Consider the following 19,284-nt stretch of genomic DNA (forward strand, 5'->3'; position numbering starts at 1 on the left):
AGCTCCCGGTGACGGTATTCCCCCATCCCCTTGTTCCTGTCCCCACGCTCCTCCACCCAGGGCAATAAGGTCCCCCGTTCCAGCCCCTGCAAATAACCTTCCCAGAACTTCCGCTCCTCCCGTTCATCCCGCCCTCGTATAAACCGGATATAATCTCCATAATTGTCTTCTGCTCCCCCTCCCGCCTCCCGGCCCTCACACAAACGTTCATAATTATCCATCACCTCTTCCATCAGCACCGGCATCGACCATCCATCCACCAAAATATGATGGATCGACCACACCAGCTGATGACGACCTCCGCCCAGCAGGATCACCGTCACGCGCATCAACGGCGGCCGGTCAAAATCAAACCCCCGTCCATGTTCCTCTTTAATAAATGATTCCACTGCCGGCCGTTGATCCTCCTCCCCAAGCTCACGGTAATCCACCACCTCAAACGGCAGTTCCACATTCCGGTACACGCATTGCACCGGAATGCTCAGTTCCGCATAATGGAAACCGCTCCGCAAAATGCTGTGCCGTATCAACAGCAGCTCCCAGCTCCGGCGGAACAGATCCACGTCCATCTCTCCCAGCACACAGCTGAACAGTACCGAGTAGGCGCTGGAATGCCCATCGTAAATGGCATGAAATAATATACCTTGTTGTAATCCGCTCAGCGGATGAATGGATGATATATTCTCTGAGCGCTTTTTTGATTTGAATAGTCCACTATTCAGATAAGCGACAAGCTCTTCCCGGTGGGACCGGATATAGTCGATCAGATCCTGGTTGCTCCTGATCGATTCGAGTTCTTGTGGAGACAGCTTTTTCTTGTTCCCTTTTACAACGATAGCTTCTTCTCTTACTTCCAACGAGAGATTCAGATCGTTCAATCTTTTCAGGAAAGAGGATAGATCCATAGCGACAGTCAAAATATTTATTTCAAGGATGGTCTCGGTCTTAAAAGGCACTAAACTATTGGACAGACGTTTCCTCTGACATTCCTGGGGGTCAGGAACGCCTGGTCAATAATTTTACAGTCTCAAATAATTACGCTTTGCTTGAATTTTGGAGAGGGTATCGAATTGATCAAATAAACTACTTGCAAGTGGACTATAATGAATACTTGTCAAGATAACTAAATCTCATCATAAAAAAAACAAAAAAAATACATAAAATCACGCATGTTTATTATTTCTTAATAATGAAGCGGTCCATTATTAAATAGTCGATCCTGGAGGTATAGAAGAAATCCAGCGCATCCATCGGTGTCTCCACAATAGGCATCCCACGGCGGTTAAGCGAGGTATTTAACAACAGGGATATACCCGTGATCTTCTTGAATTCCGAGATCAGCTTGTAATAGTCGGGGGACAGCCCGGAATGGACCGTCTGGACACGGGAAGTGCCATCGACATGTGTAATTGCCTTCAGTTTCTCTTTCCATTCATCCTTCATCCTGTTTACAAGGATCATATAGGGGCTATCCTGGTCTTCCTCGAAATAGATCGTTACGTCCTCCTTTAGAACGGAAGGGGCGAAAGGCCTGAAGTCCTCCCGCAGCTTGATCTGCAGGTTAATGAAGTCTTTTATTCCGGGGTTCCTTGGATCAGCAAGTATGCTGCGGCTGCCCAGCGCCCGCGGGCCGAACTCTGAGCGCCCCTGGTACCATGCCAGGACTTTCCCATCCGCCAGCAGCCTGGCAGACCTTTCAATGTATTCATTGAGATAGACGCACTTTACTGTTTGATCGTTTTTTCCATGCAGCTTTTTATCCAGCAGCAACCTGGCCATCCCGGAGAAATTGAAGGCGCTCGTAAAAAGGGAGGCAAGAGAATAATTGGAAGACCTGATCCTTTCCAGCTTTATGATATCGCTTAAATATTCGGGAGCAATGATGCTGCGGAAAAAGTCGTCGCCGCTGATCTCGAAGGTCCCGTCCGGCCGGCGGTCGAAACCTTTAAAGCCCTTCACCGTGTCTTTCTCCATCACGATCTGGTAAACCCCATAATCCGGGATGTTGAACTGCAGGACGAACTCATGGCCCGCTAGCCCGTTTAGAGGAACGTCGTTCACCAGCTGAAAAAAGTGATCGATGTATGCCGCGGTAACCCGCGGCTCATTGTTGATGACATAGCTGTCCAATGCACCATACAGCATAGCCGTAGGATACACTTTGCCAAAGCAGGTGCTCCCGGTGTGGACGATCCGCTCTTTTCTAAGCACTTCCAGCCAGCCGTAATACGCGCATCCGATGGCAACCCCATTGTCTCCGGCAGCCGGTGTGACATAGAGATCGGTGACGGGGGTCAGGTGCCGGATCCTGGCGTTTGCCACTGCATTTAAAGCGACGCCTCCGCTGTAACAGAGCTTTCTGACGCCATTCAGTTCACACCTGCATTGAATGATATATATGATGGCTTTCTCTATCTCGTGCTGGACCCACCATGCCACATCAGCATAATATTGAAAGTTGTTCTTGAAACTTTCCAGGCTCCGGGATGGCCTGTCGAACTTTTTTAAGGCTTCATAATTGATAAAGACACGCCCATCCTCCAATAAAAAGATCCTGTCGTTATATATACCCCGACGGCCATAGGGAGCCAATCCCATCAATTTCCCTACGTCGTTGATATCCCTGAAACAATATTTGCTTGCTGCGGAATAAATACCCCCGATGGAATCCTTCACGGAGGGATGCATGGGAAAGCCTTTCATTCCGTATCCAAGTACGGAGAACCCTTTATATAAGTTTTGGAAGCCGGCATTGGAATAGCCATAAAAACTGTCCCGTTCAACATACAGGTGCTTATTAAGCTCCATCTGCTCTTTATCAGGAATAATGGCCCCGTCCAGGTCCATACAGTCGTCATAGGAATTTCCCTTCCCGTCTATCACCAGGATATTGAATTCGTCGAAGGGACAGGTGCCGATAGCGCTGTATGCATGAGCGAGATGATGTGAAATGGAGACGACGGGAGGGGAGCCTTCATCCACGAAAAGCCGGGGCCCGTAAAATTCCCGGTTGCCATATTCAAACATGTGCTGCGTAGCGTTCTGCACTACCAGGTCGATATCTCCCAGGGTGATCCCTTCCGCATCCAGGCAATATTCAATGGCAAGCGTGTCATTGAAGCCGTCATGCTTTATCCGGGTGATTCTTTCTTTTTCGATGGCGACGCAAATTCTCCCATCTTTCAGCAAACAGGCGGACCCATCATGCAGCAGGCCGGTGCCAAGAACGTAAGTGTGCTTCTTTCCCATGGATTATAAATAGTTATTCCTGTACGGCGGAGATCATTAATGTATGGATCTCGCCGAAAGTATGGTACAATGAGCCTATCGACCTGTCTAATGATCCGGCGGCGGAAAGACCATTCCGATCTTCGGCTTTTTTCCGGGGCACCCGCGAGCCTGCCGGCCATTTTATCAGAAGCCTGTTCGCTCCCTTTATCAACCCCGCGGAAGGGAATAACACTTTCTTCGTTTGCCATTTGTTACCTACGTCCATTTCATCGATCGGCGCGTCATTCAGCAATAGCCTTGCTTTCCCTCCATTTTCAGTAGCAGGGATCCGCCAGGTGATATCTGCATACACCGGGACATTTCTTTCCATGAAGAAAAGGAACTCCGATGTTATGTCATACGCTTTGTAATAACAGCTGCTTGCGCCGGCCACCTTCTGAATAGAGAACATATGGTAAAATGATTCCAATAAATTCACCGGTGCATTCTTTACACCGTGCTCCCTGTTCAGCAACACTTCGATCTGACCATGAATGTCGATCCCAACGGTTTGCAATGCAGCGATCATGGCATGGATGAGCTCATAGTCCAGTGTCTTGGCATTCTCCGCATGCAGCAGGCCCGTACCTTTATTATATTGATCGGCGAGCCCTTCCGCCAGGATTTGCCCGTAACTTTTACAAAGGGCAGTGGAAGCTTTCCTGCAGGCCAGCGAAGAGAAGAGCGTCATGAACCTTGCGGAGATACGGGAAATCTTCACAGCCTGCATACAATGGTAGTTCAGGATCTCGCGCGGTTGTCCAAACCTGGAATTAAGGGTAGCAGCCAACAAATGTGCCAGGGCGACCAGGTCCGTGCTTAATTCACGGGCGGATGACGACTTCACATCTGTTTTTTTTCCATCAAACAATGGCAGCAAGACATCGAAGGCGGCGTCCATTGCCAGTTTGATCCCTTCATGATTCAGATGGCAATAATCCAGGAAGAGGTCCCGTCCCGGGATCTTGCCTCCAAGATGATCTTTGAATACGGCAGGAAGGTCCACCACATGGAATCCATACAGTTTTGACTGTTCAAGAATGGTGCGCCGGCAGGAGGAAAAGCACCTGGGGGTGTGGTTTGTAAGCCGCTTTACTATCGATGTATCCCGGGCGGATTCCAGCAAGTGACGGGCTTCCTCGTATTTTTCATTCCTGAGGTGGCATTCGGCCAGGTACTCGTATCCAAGAGGGTTCGTGGGGTCCAGCGCTATCATCTGTTCGGACTCCTTCTGTGCGTCCGGCAGGCGGCCCGACTGTAAATACCTTTTTGCCCTTTTCCCAGCCGCGATCCATTTGTCCGTATTGTCTTCAGGCAGCCCGGCAACGATCTTCTCCAGCGGAGTGCTTTTCCAGGAATCCAGGTTATATTCAGGGATGATGAACAGAACGGGTATGCCATGCCTGGCAGAGAACGAAGCCATGGTGGCCATATAGTTCTTGACCAGTTCGGCCAATTTATCGTCCAGCTTTTCTTTCACCTGCATAAGGTCCAGGGAATGCAAGGCATTTGTCAAAGACTGAATTTCATATTCTGAAAAGACAGGTGAATCATACAAGCTGTACGCCCAGTTATTGCCTGCAAAAATAATGATCAGGTCCGGGTCGAGCCTTAAACAGGATTCGCTTAACCTCGAAAGTTCTTCCAGTGTAAGGCCGCTTTTCGCCAGGTCTACGACCTCGAAATCGGTAAATCCTTCTACTGCCTGCAAGCGCGAACGTAATTCGATGGCAGGATTAAAAAAGGGATCGTAAAAATATCCGCGCGCGACGGACTCGCCTAATAACACCACCCTTTTCCCTTTTTTTGGAAATATGACATGCTGATTGGCCCACAGCCTCCAGTCCGCTGCAAAGCGGGTATCCCGCACGTAGAGATCCATGCCTTCCTGCTGTTTCAAGGACCATATACCTATCCGGTCATATTGGTCCGGCGGCTCATTATCCTTAAGGACAGGCGTGGGTTCGGGCGCTGCGGCATCGGGGGACGGCCCGTTTATGAGGGATGCAAGCGTATCCAGCTTTACAGCGCTGGCTTCTCCGCCGGTCACTACCCGGGCAAGTTCTGCTGCCAGTGAATAGGATCTGTTCATAAGTATAAGGTCTGTACTGCTTTACCAGGTGATTAAACAAAAGTGTACACGTCGTGCCTGATACCTGCTCTTTTCTCTTTTTCGATGTCATAATTTTCCAGTATCAGCTTCAGCGCATGAAGTGAGTTTTCTGATCTTATTATGACAAATTCGTCCATGACCAGGCAATCGATGTCCGTCTTTATAAAACATTTAAGGGCGTCTTCAGGAGAGCATACGATGGGTTCTCCTTTGACATTAAAGGATGTATTCAATAGGATAGGGCACCCTGTTAGCTTTTCAAATTCCCGGATCAATAACGCGAAGGGAAGATTGGTATGTTCATTCACGGTCTGGACCCTTGCCGAACCGTCCACATGCGTAATAGCCGGCAGATCGATGGTCGAGGACACCTGGCAGGTCTCCAGCATAAAGGGGGATGGATGATCTAATTGGAAATGCTCTGCAACCTTGTCTTCCAGCACTGCGGGAGCGAAGGGCCGGAAACCTTCTCTTTTTTTCACCATCGCATTGATCCTGTCACGCATGGTCGCGTTTCTGGGATCGGCCAGGATCGATCGCGCTCCCAGCGACCGGGGCCCGAACTCCATCCTCCCCTGGAACCAGCCGATGACAAGCCCTTCCGCCAGCTTGCCTGCCACCATGCTCAGCATCAGGTCCCTGCTTCCTCTATAGTTATGGTATTGAAGGGAGGTCGACTTTAATAATTGCTCGATCTCGTCGGCGGCAAATTCCGGACCAAAGTATACATGGTCAAGTTGCTTTTTCTGCTGCAATGCCCTACCCTCAACGGCATGGATAGCCATTGCCGCGCCGATGGCGCCGCCTGCATCATTGGAAGCAGGCTGTACAAAAAGCTTTTCAAAAGGGCCGTCCCTCAGGATACGCCCGTTGGCAACGCAGTTTAACGCGACACCGCCGGCCATGCACAGGTTTTTTTCACCCGTCCTGCGATGAAGATAGCGCGCCTTTTCCAGCAGCATTTCTTCCAGTACTACCTGTAAGCTTTTGGAAAGATCTTTATGGAATGGGGCGATTATCGAGTCCGGCCGCCTGGCAGGATGCCCCAGCAATCCCGGCAGCGCATCCGAGAACATTCTTTCGCCGGACAAAAAATCAAAATAACCCATATTCAGCTTATACTGTCCTTCCGCTTCCGGCTGGAGGAGATCCATGAGTTGTTTTACGTACAATGGTTTCCCATAAGGAGCCAGCCCCATTACCTTGTATTCTCCGTCATTGACCCCGAACCCAAGAAAGCTTGTAATGGTGCTATAAAGTAATCCCAAAGAATGCGGAAAATGAACTTCTTCAAACAGGTGAATGGCATTGCCATTGCCGGCGCCATAGGTAGTGGTTGCCCATTCCCCCACTCCATCCACGGTCAGGATAGCCGAGGTGTCGAATCCGGAGAAAAAAAAGCTGCTTGCGGCATGCGACATATGATGTTCCACAAATCTGATGGGCCCCTCATAGCCGAGGACCTCCCGGATCTCCCTTTCCGGCCTGCCCGGGTCGAGCTGAAGCAGAAAAGACGAGGACACCTCCGGGATGCGGCTCCATATCTGCCGGGATGCTTTTTTTTCCGGATCTTCATAATACGCAATAAGATCTATATCCGTAATGGCCAGCCCCGATTGCTTCAGGCAATACAAGAACGCCTGGCAAGGAAGGGAAGCATCTGCCTTGATCCTGGAAAACCTTTCTTCCTGGGCAGCGGCGATCAGGACGCCGTCCCTGAGGATACAGCAGGCCGAATCGTGATAAAAAGCCGAGATACCGATGATATTTAATCCCATAATGGATATTGGTCTGTGATGGTTCTTATGAATTTTTAACTTTAAAAAGGTCCTGGAAGATACCAAAGGTCAGCACGATCATCAACAGGTCGGTCTCGAAAGTCTGGTTCAAACTGAAATTCCTGCCGCTGTATATTCTCTTCAGGTTTTCGATCGTGTCCGGATTAAAGATCCCTTGTCTCTTTATACGGTCATACGACAGCATGTCATTCACCCATTCTAGGTTCCTGCCAAGGAGAAACTGGCTGCCGGGAGCGACAAAACTGAATTTTTCCCTGTCGATAATGGATGACGGGACATATTTCCTTGCACATTTCTTTAAAATATATTTCTCGGTGATGCTGCTGAACTTGATCTTTACCGGTATCGTTTTAATGAATTCGATAAGATCGATGTCGAGGAATGGATATCTAGCCTCCACAGAATTCGCATAGCTCATCCTGTCTCCATGATCCGCGCATAAATGATCTGAGACGCGGAACTTGAAATCAAGATAGGATCTGATATGTGAAATATTACGACCGCGGATTTTACGCTTATCGACAATCCCTTCCCTGACACTATCCAACAAATGGAAAGTCTCATTCAGCTCATCCGAATACAACGATCTTTTTATACTGCTGAACGCATAATAGTTCTTTTCATAAAAGAAGCTGTCGTGCCCCCATAAATCACATCGGAGCTCCCGTTCCAGCATCTCGTCGCAGTCATTGTGGCTGTACAGGCTATTGGGTCTCCGTGCATCCAATCTATACCCGACATAACCTCCGAACAGCTCATCCGCCCCTTCTCCGGAAAGCACCACCTTGATATTATTTTTTTTCACAGCAGCAGAGAGGGCCAGGCTGCAGGTATTATACGACTCTTTCAATGGAGCTTCGGAATAATACACGGCATCCGCCAGTCTGGACCCGATGTCCCCGGGATCAAAGGTCAATTCATGGTGGGTTGACCGCAGGGATGGCAGGATAGCATTCCGGTATTTTTTCTCATCGATCGCAACATCACTGAAGGCAATGGAGAAGGATTGACTTACCTGATCGGTTAATCCGTTGACCAACCCCGCTATCAACGATGAATCCACTCCCCCGCTGAGGTAATATCCAACAGGCACGTCAGCATTCAGTCTGTAGCTAACGGAACGGTTCAGCAACTGATCGAGTTCTTCCACATAATAATCTTCCGGCAATGCCGGCCCCGCTTCACTTTCCAAAGGGTATACCAGGTCCCAATATTCTTTCATGACCAGCCCTCCTTCATCTACCATGATAAAGTGTCCCGGCGGCAGGCTATTGATCTTATCAAACATAGTAGTCGGGCTTACCATGCCTGGAAATGTAATAATTTGATCCAGTCCTGTCAGATTCAATCTGGGCGTAACTGCAGGATGCGCCAGCAGCGCTTTGATCTCCGAAGCGAAAACAAACACATCATTTTGGAAAGTATAGAATAAAGGTGCGATGCCTACCTGGTCCCGGGCAATGAAGAGGGCTTTCTTATTCTTATCATAGATGGAGAAGGAAAACTGCCCGTTTATTCTGTTAAGACAATCTACTCCATAGGTTTCGTATAAATGTAAGATAACTTCTACATCGCATGCCGATCTGAAAACATGTCCCTGCTGCATCAGCTCCCGTTTCAAATCTACATAGTTATATACTTCGCCGTTGCAGATCAGGACGAGGGACTTGTCTTCGTTGAACATCGGCTGGTTGCCCGTGGTCATGTCTATTATGGCAAGCCTTTTGAATCCCAATCCAATTGCACCATCAATATAGTATCCGGAGTCGTCAGGCCCCCGGTGATTCAACCGTTCCATCATCCTCAGGAGCAGCTCATCCGTGACCTCATATTTATTGTATTTATCAAATATTCCTGTGATCCCACACATGCTACTCCTATTCAGATTATTTTTTTCTGATATATTAAATGCTAACTGTCGATTATAGATAATGGAAAATACAAAGAATGCAGGCGAGCGTCTTGCAAAACCCCTGCCTGGCACATAGTGCTAATGAATCAGGACCTAACTAACCAAATATAACTAATTGGACAAGCTTTAAAAAAAATTTATTTCATCCATATCCCTTTTCGTCCCTCCGGGATAAAATAATGATTATGGCTCACCGGGAACACATCCCCATATATATCCAACGGCCGTAATCTTCCACTCTCCAGGTAGAAAACTTCATACCCCATCGGACGTATCATTTCAAAGAACCGGATCCTTTCCCCCTTAGCAACCAGCTCCACCAGCAGGATAGGCCGGTGTTTCCTCAACGTCTCCATCATGGAAGAAAACACCTGGATCTCCAAACCCTCCACATCACACTTGATAAAATCCAATCCTGGCAATTCACTGAACAAGGCATCGCCCGAGGCATTCCTCACTTTCACCGACTCCGCATACACATAAGGTTCCCCCGCCCGCTTGATCCTCGCATACGCGAATTGCTTATTATTACCCACCCTGGGGATCCCCATTTCCACATAGTCCCCTTCTCCGCCCAGGGCCACCTGCATCAGCTCGACATTATCCGCTTTCTTGCTCCGCAGCAGGTTCCCCAGCACCTCATTGAACCCGGGTATGGGCTCGATCGCAATGATCTTGCCGGAAGGGCCGGCCAGCCGGCTCATTTCCAATGTATAATAGCCGAGATGAGCGCCAATGTCCACACAAAAAGCTCCCTTTTCGATAATATCCTTAAGGAAATAAACATCCTGGTAGATCAATCCCAGTTTGCCCGTGGGATACAGTCGTTGAAAGGTGCCTGCCAGCAAGGATAGGTATCTTTTTTCCCCTAATAGTTTGATCAAGACCTTTTTGATTCCCATACAATTTGGTTCTGACCGCAAGCTACGAGCTTCCGGCGAAATTTCCCATCCTTCACGCGCTTGCCGGTGCTCCGGTCAGATGGGCACCACGTTCTGGTTTTTATTCTGCCGCACCTTTTCAGGGATGGATTGAATGATCTCTTCCTTTAACGCCTGTACAAGCCGCTGTTTTACAAAATCCCGGTGAACCACCAGGCTCACCTCCCTCATGGGAGCAGGGCGTTTGAAATGACGTACGAGCTGCGTCTGCTTTTTGGTCAGGTCCATAGCCGCCAGTTCCGGAAGGATCGTGATGCCGTCATTAAGTTCCACCATCCGCCGCAGCGTCTCCAGGCTGCCCGCCTCGTAATCGAAATGGCTGCCTTCCTTACTGGCTTTGCGCAGCTCGCAGAGACGAACGATCTGGCTGCGAAAGCAGTGCCCCTCCTCCAGCAGCCAAAGCTTATTAGGGTCGATGTCCTGGGCCAGCATATACGTCTTTTTATAGGCCGCATTCTTCCGGGAGACATAGACCAGCAGCTCCTCATAGAACAGCACATGCTCGCGGATGCCATTCTCCTGGAGAGGGGTGACCAAAATGCCCACATCGATGCGCCCTTCCCGGAGACGGCCTACCAGCGTCTCGGTAGTCATTTCATTCACAACCAGCTTGATCAGTGGGTATTTTGCTGTAAAGCCCTGTACAAATAAAGGCAGCAGGTAAGGCGCCAGGGTAGGGATGATGCCGATACGCAATTCCCCCGTCAGCACCCCTTTCTTCGCCTGCACGATCTCCTGGATAATATCCTTTTCGGCCAGGATCTTCCGGGCCTGCTCGATCAGTTCCCGTCCCGCCTCCGTGGGAAGCACCGGCTGTTTGCTTCTGTCGAAAATCTTGACCCCCAGCTCTTCCTCCAGCTTCTGCACCTGCATGCTCAAAGTAGGCTGCGTGACAAAACAATTGGCGGCGGCTGTCGCAAAGTGGCGATAGGTGTCGATGGCTACGATATATTCCAGCTGTATGAATGTCATAGATTAAATCTATGTAAAGTTAAAATTAATCAATCATACCACCCAAACGCGGAGATATCGTGCGCAACTGTGGAACTCATTGCAGGATGTCAGTAAAATGAACGAACGTACTTTTAACATATAATTTGTTGTCGCTCCATATAAGATTCGCCTTATTCCACTCCATTGCGCTGCGAACGTCCGGGAAAAATCCACTGCCATTTAGGTTGGCGCTTGTATTGCACAGCAATGGTATGCCACTTTTTTCAAAATATTTTCTTAACAAACGATAAATAACAGGGTTTTCATTATTGTTGATCGTTTGAAGTCTTGCAGAACCATCTAAATGACAGATCGCGGGCACTTTTTCTTTCCATGATTTCCTGACAAAATGTTCAAAAAGCATAAATGGATCGGGCGAGCCGGGAGAAAAAACCTCGGGCGCATATTCTTCCAGGCAGATAGGTGCGACAGGACGGTACTGCTCGCGACCTTTAATTTCATTAAGCCTTTTTTTCATGCCTGATGAATGTGCAGGTGAAAGAATGCTTCTGTTGCCTAAGGCACGCGGCCCTAATTCCGCGCGTCCGTTGAGAAATACCACTGGCTCGTTGTACTTATGAAGGATTTCGGCCAGTTCTTCTATCCGGCAGTCACAGCAAACAAAGTCATTCCTACCTTCTGTTGCATCATCAGTCAGGCCAGACTCATTTAATCCGGGCCCGCTGTATACATCCCATTCCAATGACCTAATTCCCTCGCTGCGAAGCATTTCACAGCATGCCGCACCCAGCGCATTGCCTGCATCGTTAGGAAAGGGGGGTACCCATACGTGTTTTATCAACGGACTATTCCTGATACTATTGTTCCATTTGATATTCAGTGCGCATCCCCCCACCAGGCACAAATTGGAAGTTAATTCCGGTTGCCGCTTCCACTGCGCCGATAAGTGCTCAAGAAGCAGTTCTTGTAGAAACTCCTGAAAGGTGGTCAGCATGTCGGTATCGGGAAATTTGTTTTCCCTTGAAAATTGTTTCGCGGCTGTGATAAATTGATTGGTAACTGTATTTATGATCTCCTTGGAAAGCTCTGTCTCATCGAATCCTTGCGTCAAATCTGAAAAGATCTTGTGATACTGCTGCAGTATCTGAGCATTTACTTTTCCCAAAGCCATGTATGCCATCGCCTTGCCCGCAATCGATAAACTATTGGGCATTTCGGAAAAAGGTTTAAATGCATGGGAAAAGTTTGTATATATGTTGCCGAGCAATGGAAAAAGAGAGCCTAAATTCCGTACCGCATTTTCATTGTAGGAAAAATAGAACAGCTGAGGCGGCATACCGCCATCCCATACAAGTACCATTGCGTCTTCTCCTTTTTTTGCGAAGGGGCTCGTGCAATATGCCGCAGCAACATGTCCGGCAACATGCAGATAGCTGCTATAGACCAGGCCCTGATCATAAAAGGAAAAATGACAAGGCTCCATGATATTTTCTTCGGAAGTTACATAATGACCATAATCCGCAACTTTTTTAGTTGTAATATCGACCTCCTTTCCCAAAAAGTTAAACTTTATGATGGACGCCTCAATGTTGGTGGATTTGGAAAAATTATCCAGCTCCCAAATGCTCCAGCCATCGATAACTATTTTGTCAATAGCCTTTAAGCTGTGCCCGTATTCAGATAATATGCTTTCCACCTGATCAATTGTAATGTTGAAAGGTGAGTACCGGGGGGAATTGTTTAGCTTCTCCATCTCATATGAAAAAATGAGCCGGCCATTTTCGATTAGCGCTATCGCGGCATCATGAGTTAGTTTAATACCAAGTATGGTCATATAATTTACAGTATTTCCCTTTCAAGTAAAAATACCCAAATTATGTTTCCTTCACCTGTTCAACAAGAAAAAATTTTGAGACACCGGAGCATATCCGCTATTCCCGGATGAATCAATGGTGCGGATGAAGAACAGGGAAGGGCGAACTGATCGCGCCCATCATAAATTATCCCGGGGTGTCCCTGAGAATAAGTATATTGTATGAACAGCCCCATATGATAAAAACGCCCGTTCTTGCCCTGCTCCTCCTTTTTGCGCTATGCACTGCCGGCTTTTCCCAATCCAAAGAGGTGCTGCAAAAGATCCACGAAGTGGAGACCCATCTCGCCGGGTGGGTGCAAACGCAACATGACCACACCTGGACCCTCTCCGAACGCATGGCTCATTATCACCTGAAAGGAGTGAGCATCGCCGTTGTCAATGACTATAAGATCGAATGGGCCAAAGGCTATGGATGGGCAGACAGCAGTGAGGGCCGCCACGTTACCACATCGACGCTTTTCCAGGCAGCCAGCATCAGCAAGTCGCTCAACGCCATGGGTGTCCTCAAGCTCGTGCAGGATGGAAAGTTGAACCTCCACATGGACGTCAATCGATATCTCAAGCACTGGAAGCTCACCTACAACACCCTGACAAAAGGCAAAAAGATAACGATGGCCCATCTCCTCAGCCATACAGCCGGTCTTTCCGTACACGGCTTCCCCGGGTACGACATACAAGACAGCATCCCTTCCATCGAACAGATCCTCGACGGACGGCGGCCCGCCAACAGTCCCCGGGTATATTCTATGTTCGAGCCGGGCCTGCGCTCACAATACTCCGGCGGAGGCATCACGCTCTCTCAGCTGGTGGTGATGAATATCACCGGCCTGCCGTATGACCGGTATATGCATGACAGCATCCTGCTACCCCTGGGCATGACCGCCAGCTTCTACACCCAGCCTCCCGGCCCCGGCAAAAGGGCCTTATTGGCCACAGGATATAAGAACAATGGTGCCGCCATACATGGCAAGTATCATATCTATCCCGAACAGGCGGCCGCCGGCCTCTGGACAAACCCCACTGACCTCTGCCGCTTTATCATCGCCTCCCAGCTATCCCTGGAAGGAAAGCAAGGCGGCGTCCTGTCACCAGCCATGACAAGGACAGGGCTCACACCTTATATCGACAGCAATGCAGCACTGGGCGTATTCATCCAGCAAAGAGGGCCCGGCAAATATTTCTCGCACGGCGGCGCCAACGAAGGTTTCCGGTCGCAATATTTTGGGAGCCTCCATGGCGGAAAGGGCGTAGTGGTGATGGTGAATTCAGATAATGGCGCCATCATGGATGAGATCATCAACAGCGTCGCCACTGTATACAAATGGGAAGGCTTCTATGCGCCCGTGGTTAAAAAAGAGATTGACGCGCCGGCTGCTTTGGAAGAATACGCGGGCCGGTATATCGTCGGGGGAGACACGGTTCACATCATACAACGGGATGGCAGATTATTCCTCGACGTGCGCTTCGATCAGTGGCAGCTTCATTTCACTTCGCCGGACGATTTCTTTTTATACGACGACCACAGCGATCTTCAGTTCATACGCGACAATGGAAGGATCGTCGGCCTCCTGATCGATCATAAGCAGAGGGCGAAAAAGATCACAGCCATCCCCGTTAATAATAAGTGAACACCATCTTCGTCCCCGCAGGCGCCCCGGCAGGTGTGATCGAGCTGATCCTGCCGGTGGCATCCACACCTACGGTATAGTTGATGCCTGCACCCGGTAATCCCTCCGCTGTCCCGGTGACCTTATTGGTCAGGCTTTTTGAGATATAATCACTGTAGCCCCCAAATCCGTTGACCTGCAGTATATACAGCAACGGCCCCAGGCTCCCCGCAATTTCCGCCTTATAGCCGGGATTGGCGCCGGCAACATGGCCGAAAGCAACATCTCCCTGCTTGTTCCATGAGCCGCTTTCATTTATATAAACCTTTTCCTGTGTGACATTCCCACCGGAAACAGTCAACGTGTCGATCTGACTGCCGTCAACCGATCCGTCAAAAGACACGGTGGCAACGATCTTATCGCCCGGATAGGCAAAATAGGTTACATAGCCGGAGCCATTTACCCCTGTGTCCTTCACGATCCGGTTCTGCCCGTCATAGGTCAGCTGGTGCGTTTCATACTGTCCCGCCTGTTCATGCGCATATTCATATCCCGTCGGCAGAGAACCATTGCCAGCATACGTAAATACGAAATTCAAGCTGTCGTCTATCTGATTGCCATTGCTGTTGTCCTTTACATATTGGTCCAGCCGGATCAGGTGATGATTTGCGTCATACCGGAGGGAATCAATTTGCAGGTAATCCGTTGCATAGGAACGGCAGGAAGCCAGGTAGGAATTATTCACCGGATTACCCTGGCTGGACGAATCGCTCTTGTGACAGGATAAAAGGATAAGGCAAAAGGCGATCGTACAAAGTAGGGCTGTTTTTGGGGGCATGATCAGGATTGATAAAGTTTTATAGTTTTTTTTCGTGCTCAAAAATATACAATCGGATCGACATACGCAATCCGTCTGCAGGCTTAAAATACAAATAGCCCGGCGTTACCCGGGCCATTTGCCTTTGCGTGTCCGTCGTGTGCTCTTAGTTGTCCGTAGTAGTGCCCGTCTCTAATAATTTAAACAGCTCGTCCAGCTTGGGTGAAAGGATGATCTCCGTCCTCCTGTTCAATGCCCTTCCTTCGGAAGTACTGTTGGTCTGCACGGGATCATACTGGCTGTGCCCGGAGGCTTCCACCCTGACAGGATCCACTTTATAATCGATAGTGAGAATGCGTACGATCGCCGTGGCCCGGGCCGTGCTCAGGTCCCAGTTATCTTTAAACCGCGTGCGGATGGGTACGGAGTCCGTGTGCCCTTCGATGTTCACGGTAATTTCGGGATTACTATTCAGGACCCCCGCCAGCTTGCCCAGCGCTTCCTTGCCTTTGGGATTTACCACTGCGCTGCCGGAAGGGAACAATAAATTCTCCTGCAGGCTAACATATACTTTCCCGTTCTTGATAGCTACCGTCAGCTCATTGGAATTGAAGCCCACCAGCGCATCGCTCATTTTTTTACGGATCTCCTGGATGGCCTTCTTCTGCTGGTCCATCAATGCCTGTAGTTGCTCCAGCTTGCGTTGCTGCTCAGCCAGCTCCTGCTGGCTCTTTCCCAGCTGGGAATTCTTGTTGGCCACGTCGCTGGACAATCGCCCCGCCTGGTTCGTGAGGTCATTGACCTTATTGGTAAGGTCCCCAACCTGTTGCTTTAATTGCCCAATCGTTGCCTCCTGGTCAGCTACTTTGGCCGCCAGCCGGGCGCTGTCATTCCTCGCGGACTCCAAAGCGCTTTGGGAAGCCTTGAATTTCTTATTCGATACACAACTTGTTAACAGTAAAATACTTGCGATAATGCTTAGGCCAAGATGGACGGCTTTGTTCATGTTAGTAGATTGAGGTTACAAATACCTTCGATGAATAAGCTCTACACTATACAATCATCAGGCCATAAAAGAAGCGCCGTCAAATCTTTACTCTTCCAATGTTACCTTATTCTTCCCCACCTTCAGCTTGTATCCCACGCCTGCTTTCAGCGCATAGTTATGCCCGCCATGGCTAACGGGGAACCCAAAAGCCAAAGGGTAGTCATACTCCTTCACTACATCGTAAATGATCTCATAGACAGTCTGCCCGAAAGGACGGGTCGTATCTTTCATATCAGTAAAACCTCCGATGATGAGTCCCGCCAGTCTGTCCAGCCTGCCATTGCGCTTCAGCTGCCAGAACATCCGGTCGATGTTATACAGGTACTCCCCCACATCCTCCAGGAAAAGTATCTTTCCCTTCGTCTTCATATCCGATGCCGTCCCCGCCAGGTGCGCCAACAGGGAAAGATTACCCCCCACCAGCGCTCCCACCGCCTCGCCCTTCCTGTTCAGCGGGTGAACGTCACATATATACTTTGCTTTCTTTCCTTCCAGCGCGTCCCGCAATGATGCCACATACACGCTCTCCGCCCCCCCGTCATTGAATGCCCCGGCCATGGGCGAATGCAGCGTCGCTATCTTAAAGTTAGCATGGATATGCGCATGCAGGACAGTGACATCACTAAACCCGGCGATCCATTTCGGATACTTGATAAAATGAGAAAAATCTATCCGGTCGATGATACGGCTCAGCCCATAGCCGCCCCGTGCGCAAAGAATGGCTTTGACGGATGGGTCGTCCAGCGCCTCCTGCAGATCGGCCAGCCTTTCCTCGTCCGTACCGGAAAAATAATTTTCCGAGTGGCTGGCCAGAGTGGTTCCTGCACGCACGGCATACCCCCAGGCACGCAACGTGTCGATACAGGTCTGCATTTTTTCAGGAGCCATATAGCCTGCCGGGCAGACAAGGGCGATGGTATCGCCGGGCGCTAAGTAAGGGGGCATGACTGTCATGAATGTATATCCTCCAGGATCACCTTTTCGGCCGTTACCGTCAGCCGGTGAGGCATCCCACATTTCAAAGCGAAATTATTCTTTTGATGGCCCACGGGAAAATCGAAGGCGACAGGGAAATGAAACGGCTTTACTCTTTCCTGTACGATGTCATATAAAGTACGGCCGAACTCTTCACCGGGATCATCAGGCTTTACCTTAAAGCCTCCCACCACCAGGCCCTGCAGGCCCGCCAGTTTGCCCGTACGCTCCAGGTGCCAGAACATCCGATCGATGCTGTAGAGATATTCGCCCGTATCCTCCACGAATAATATTTTGCCGGTGGTGTCCATGTCCGAGCGGCTGCCCGAAAGCGTTTCAATGGTCTTCAGGTTGCCGCCCACCAGTACGCCTTCCGCAACACCCGTCCTGTTCTTATCATGCGCCGCGGTAGGATATTGCATGGGAACGCCGGTAAGCGCCTCCCGGATCGAAAGGATGGAAGCCACCTGCACTGGCTCTGCCTTGCTCCAGTCATCCGGGAAGCTGTTGCACATCTTCGAATGGATGGAGGCCATGTTCAGGTTGCGATGGATATGACAAAGCAGGACCGTGATGTCGCTGAACCCGATCACCCACTTGGGGTGATTGGAAAGACCGCTGAAGTCCAATTGGTCCACAATGCGGACCGCGCCATACCCGCCGCGGGCACAAAGGATGGCTTTCAGGGATGGGTCGTCCAGCATTTGCTGAAGATCGGCCGCCCTTTCCCCGTCAGTGCCGCCAAAGCTGAAATCCCTTTTGCCAACCGTAGCGCCCACCTTTATTTTAAAACCCCAGCTCTCTATCTGCTGGATGGCAGGCTCGATCTCCTTCAGCGTAATAAATCCCGCAGGGCAGGTGATGCCGATCACATCGCCCGGAACGAGGTAGGAGGGGATGCGTGGCAGTGAAGCGACCTTTGTACCTGGAATACCCGCGCTCCATGCAGGAACAGCAGCGCCTGCGGTAAGAACGGAGGTGAGAAAATGCTTGCGGTTCATAGAGCCGAAGTTAAATAAACTTTTTTCGGATCATCCTAAATTTGAACATATCTTGCCGACTTTAAAAATAGAATTACGTAATGCGTTGGTTAATGGTGATCTTATTGTGGGGATGGGGTTGTGAACTTGCAGCGACGGCGCAGGATCTCACTGGCCAATGGTCTGGCGATGTCGTCTTCACGGACCGAAAACAGAAATTAGTGCTCAACATCGTATCGGGCGACTCTTCTTTCGGGGGGGTCCTGCACTGGTATTTTCCGGAATCCCATTATATCAGGCACTTCATCCTCAGCGGGCGTTATTACGGCAAGGACTCCATCCTCACCATCCGGGAGGACAGCGTGGGCAGTGGCAGGCCCGAAGGAACGAGAGACCCCGCCGGCGAGGAAAGGTCCATAGGCCGCCCTCCGGGCGGGTTCTATGTCCTTTATTACAAACGGGTCGGGCATAGGGATCTCCTGGAAGGACACTGGCGCAACCCCGATAAGAGCACCCGTGACAAATATCCCGATCTGTCCATCCGCCTGGAGAAAAAGATCCCGCCCTTCATACCGGTGGTGCTTCCGTCCCACAAGAAAAAGGACTCCGTGCAGCAGAAACAAAATGATGCTTTCATGGGCCGGTCCTCCGTCGTGGCAGCCTTTATCCCCGCCCCCCGTGGCACCGACTCGATAAGGGTAGACCTGTACGACAATGGCGAGATCGATGGCGACTCCGTCAGCCTGTACCTGAATAACCAACTGGTGGTGGCGCATGTCAGGCTCACCGCCGAAGCAAAAACCCTTGTCATCCCCATCGATAAAAGCCTCCCGGTGAACAAGCTGGTGCTCTTCGCTGAAAACCTGGGCAAGCTGCCCCCCAATACTGCCCTGATGGAAGTCACTATCCACGGGAAGACCTATGAGCTTTTCCTCTCTACCGACTATAAACGCAATGCCTCGGTGGAATTCAGCCTGCAGGAATGAACACAT

14 protein-coding genes are annotated in these 19,284 nt (G+C 49.9%); 2 read left to right on the top strand and 12 right to left on the bottom strand.

Translation table 11 applies throughout. The features are described 5' to 3' along the window. The 8 genes from Q4E93_RS32885 to Q4E93_RS32920 form a co-directional block, all read right to left on the bottom strand. Positions 1-905: condensation domain-containing protein (locus tag Q4E93_RS32885; RefSeq protein WP_303592199.1), on the bottom strand; the 905-nt coding region annotated here is incomplete at its 3' end. 271 nt (positions 906-1,176) lie between these two features. Next, entirely contained in the window at positions 1,177-3,249 is a 2,073-nt protein-coding gene (locus Q4E93_RS32890) for a carbamoyltransferase family protein (RefSeq protein ID WP_303592200.1), read from the bottom strand. Between the two features lie 13 nt (positions 3,250-3,262). Beyond that, on the bottom strand, positions 3,263-5,362 hold the full coding sequence (locus Q4E93_RS32895; RefSeq protein WP_303592201.1) for an SGNH/GDSL hydrolase family protein: 2,100 nt from the start codon (positions 5,360-5,362) through the stop codon (positions 3,263-3,265). Between the two features lie 32 nt (positions 5,363-5,394). After that, a complete protein-coding gene (locus tag Q4E93_RS32900; RefSeq protein ID WP_303592202.1) occupies positions 5,395-7,161 on the bottom strand; it encodes a carbamoyltransferase family protein in 1,767 nt (588 codons plus the stop codon). A 25-nt stretch (positions 7,162-7,186) separates the two neighbouring features. Next, the gene (gene asnB, locus Q4E93_RS32905; RefSeq protein WP_303592203.1) at positions 7,187-9,052 is read right to left on the bottom strand and encodes an asparagine synthase (glutamine-hydrolyzing); all 1,866 of its coding nucleotides are present in this window, start codon (positions 9,050-9,052) and stop codon (positions 7,187-7,189) included. A 179-nt stretch (positions 9,053-9,231) separates the two neighbouring features. Next, a complete protein-coding gene (locus Q4E93_RS32910) occupies positions 9,232-9,996 on the bottom strand; it encodes an FkbM family methyltransferase (RefSeq protein WP_303592204.1) in 765 nt (254 codons plus the stop codon). Between the two features lie 75 nt (positions 9,997-10,071). Next, positions 10,072-11,007, bottom strand: coding sequence for a hydrogen peroxide-inducible genes activator (locus tag Q4E93_RS32915; protein ID WP_303592205.1), 936 nt, complete (start codon positions 11,005-11,007; stop codon positions 10,072-10,074). A gap of 76 nt (positions 11,008-11,083) precedes the next feature. Further along, the gene (locus Q4E93_RS32920; RefSeq protein ID WP_303592206.1) at positions 11,084-12,823 is read right to left on the bottom strand and encodes a carbamoyltransferase N-terminal domain-containing protein; all 1,740 of its coding nucleotides are present in this window, start codon (positions 12,821-12,823) and stop codon (positions 11,084-11,086) included. A 215-nt stretch (positions 12,824-13,038) separates the two neighbouring features. Between Q4E93_RS32920 and Q4E93_RS32925 the strand changes: the two genes are divergently transcribed. Continuing rightward, entirely contained in the window at positions 13,039-14,493 is a 1,455-nt protein-coding gene (locus tag Q4E93_RS32925; RefSeq protein ID WP_303592207.1) for a serine hydrolase domain-containing protein, read from the top strand. Here the strand turns inward: Q4E93_RS32925 and Q4E93_RS32930 are convergent. The 4 genes from Q4E93_RS32930 to Q4E93_RS32945 form a co-directional block, all read right to left on the bottom strand. Further along, a complete protein-coding gene (locus tag Q4E93_RS32930; RefSeq protein WP_303592208.1) occupies positions 14,480-15,310 on the bottom strand; it encodes a hypothetical protein in 831 nt (276 codons plus the stop codon). The two genes, Q4E93_RS32925 and Q4E93_RS32930, sit on opposite strands and share 14 nt — an antisense overlap. A gap of 145 nt (positions 15,311-15,455) precedes the next feature. Continuing rightward, the gene (locus Q4E93_RS32935; RefSeq protein ID WP_303592209.1) at positions 15,456-16,295 is read right to left on the bottom strand and encodes an OmpA family protein; all 840 of its coding nucleotides are present in this window, start codon (positions 16,293-16,295) and stop codon (positions 15,456-15,458) included. Between the two features lie 87 nt (positions 16,296-16,382). Further along, positions 16,383-17,282, bottom strand: coding sequence for a S66 peptidase family protein (locus Q4E93_RS32940; protein WP_303592210.1), 900 nt, complete (start codon positions 17,280-17,282; stop codon positions 16,383-16,385). 5 nt (positions 17,283-17,287) lie between these two features. Further along, positions 17,288-18,313, bottom strand: a complete 1,026-nt coding sequence (locus Q4E93_RS32945; protein ID WP_303592211.1) for a S66 peptidase family protein — start codon at positions 18,311-18,313, stop codon at positions 17,288-17,290. Positions 18,314-18,393: 80 nt separating this feature from the next. Between Q4E93_RS32945 and Q4E93_RS32950 the strand changes: the two genes are divergently transcribed. Further along, positions 18,394-19,278, top strand: a complete 885-nt coding sequence (locus Q4E93_RS32950) for a hypothetical protein (RefSeq protein ID WP_303592212.1) — start codon at positions 18,394-18,396, stop codon at positions 19,276-19,278. The last annotated feature ends 6 nt before the right edge of the window (positions 19,279-19,284 follow it).

Source organism: Flavitalea plasmicola (genome assembly GCF_030546645.1).
Lineage (GTDB): Bacteria > Bacteroidota > Bacteroidia > Chitinophagales > Chitinophagaceae > Puia.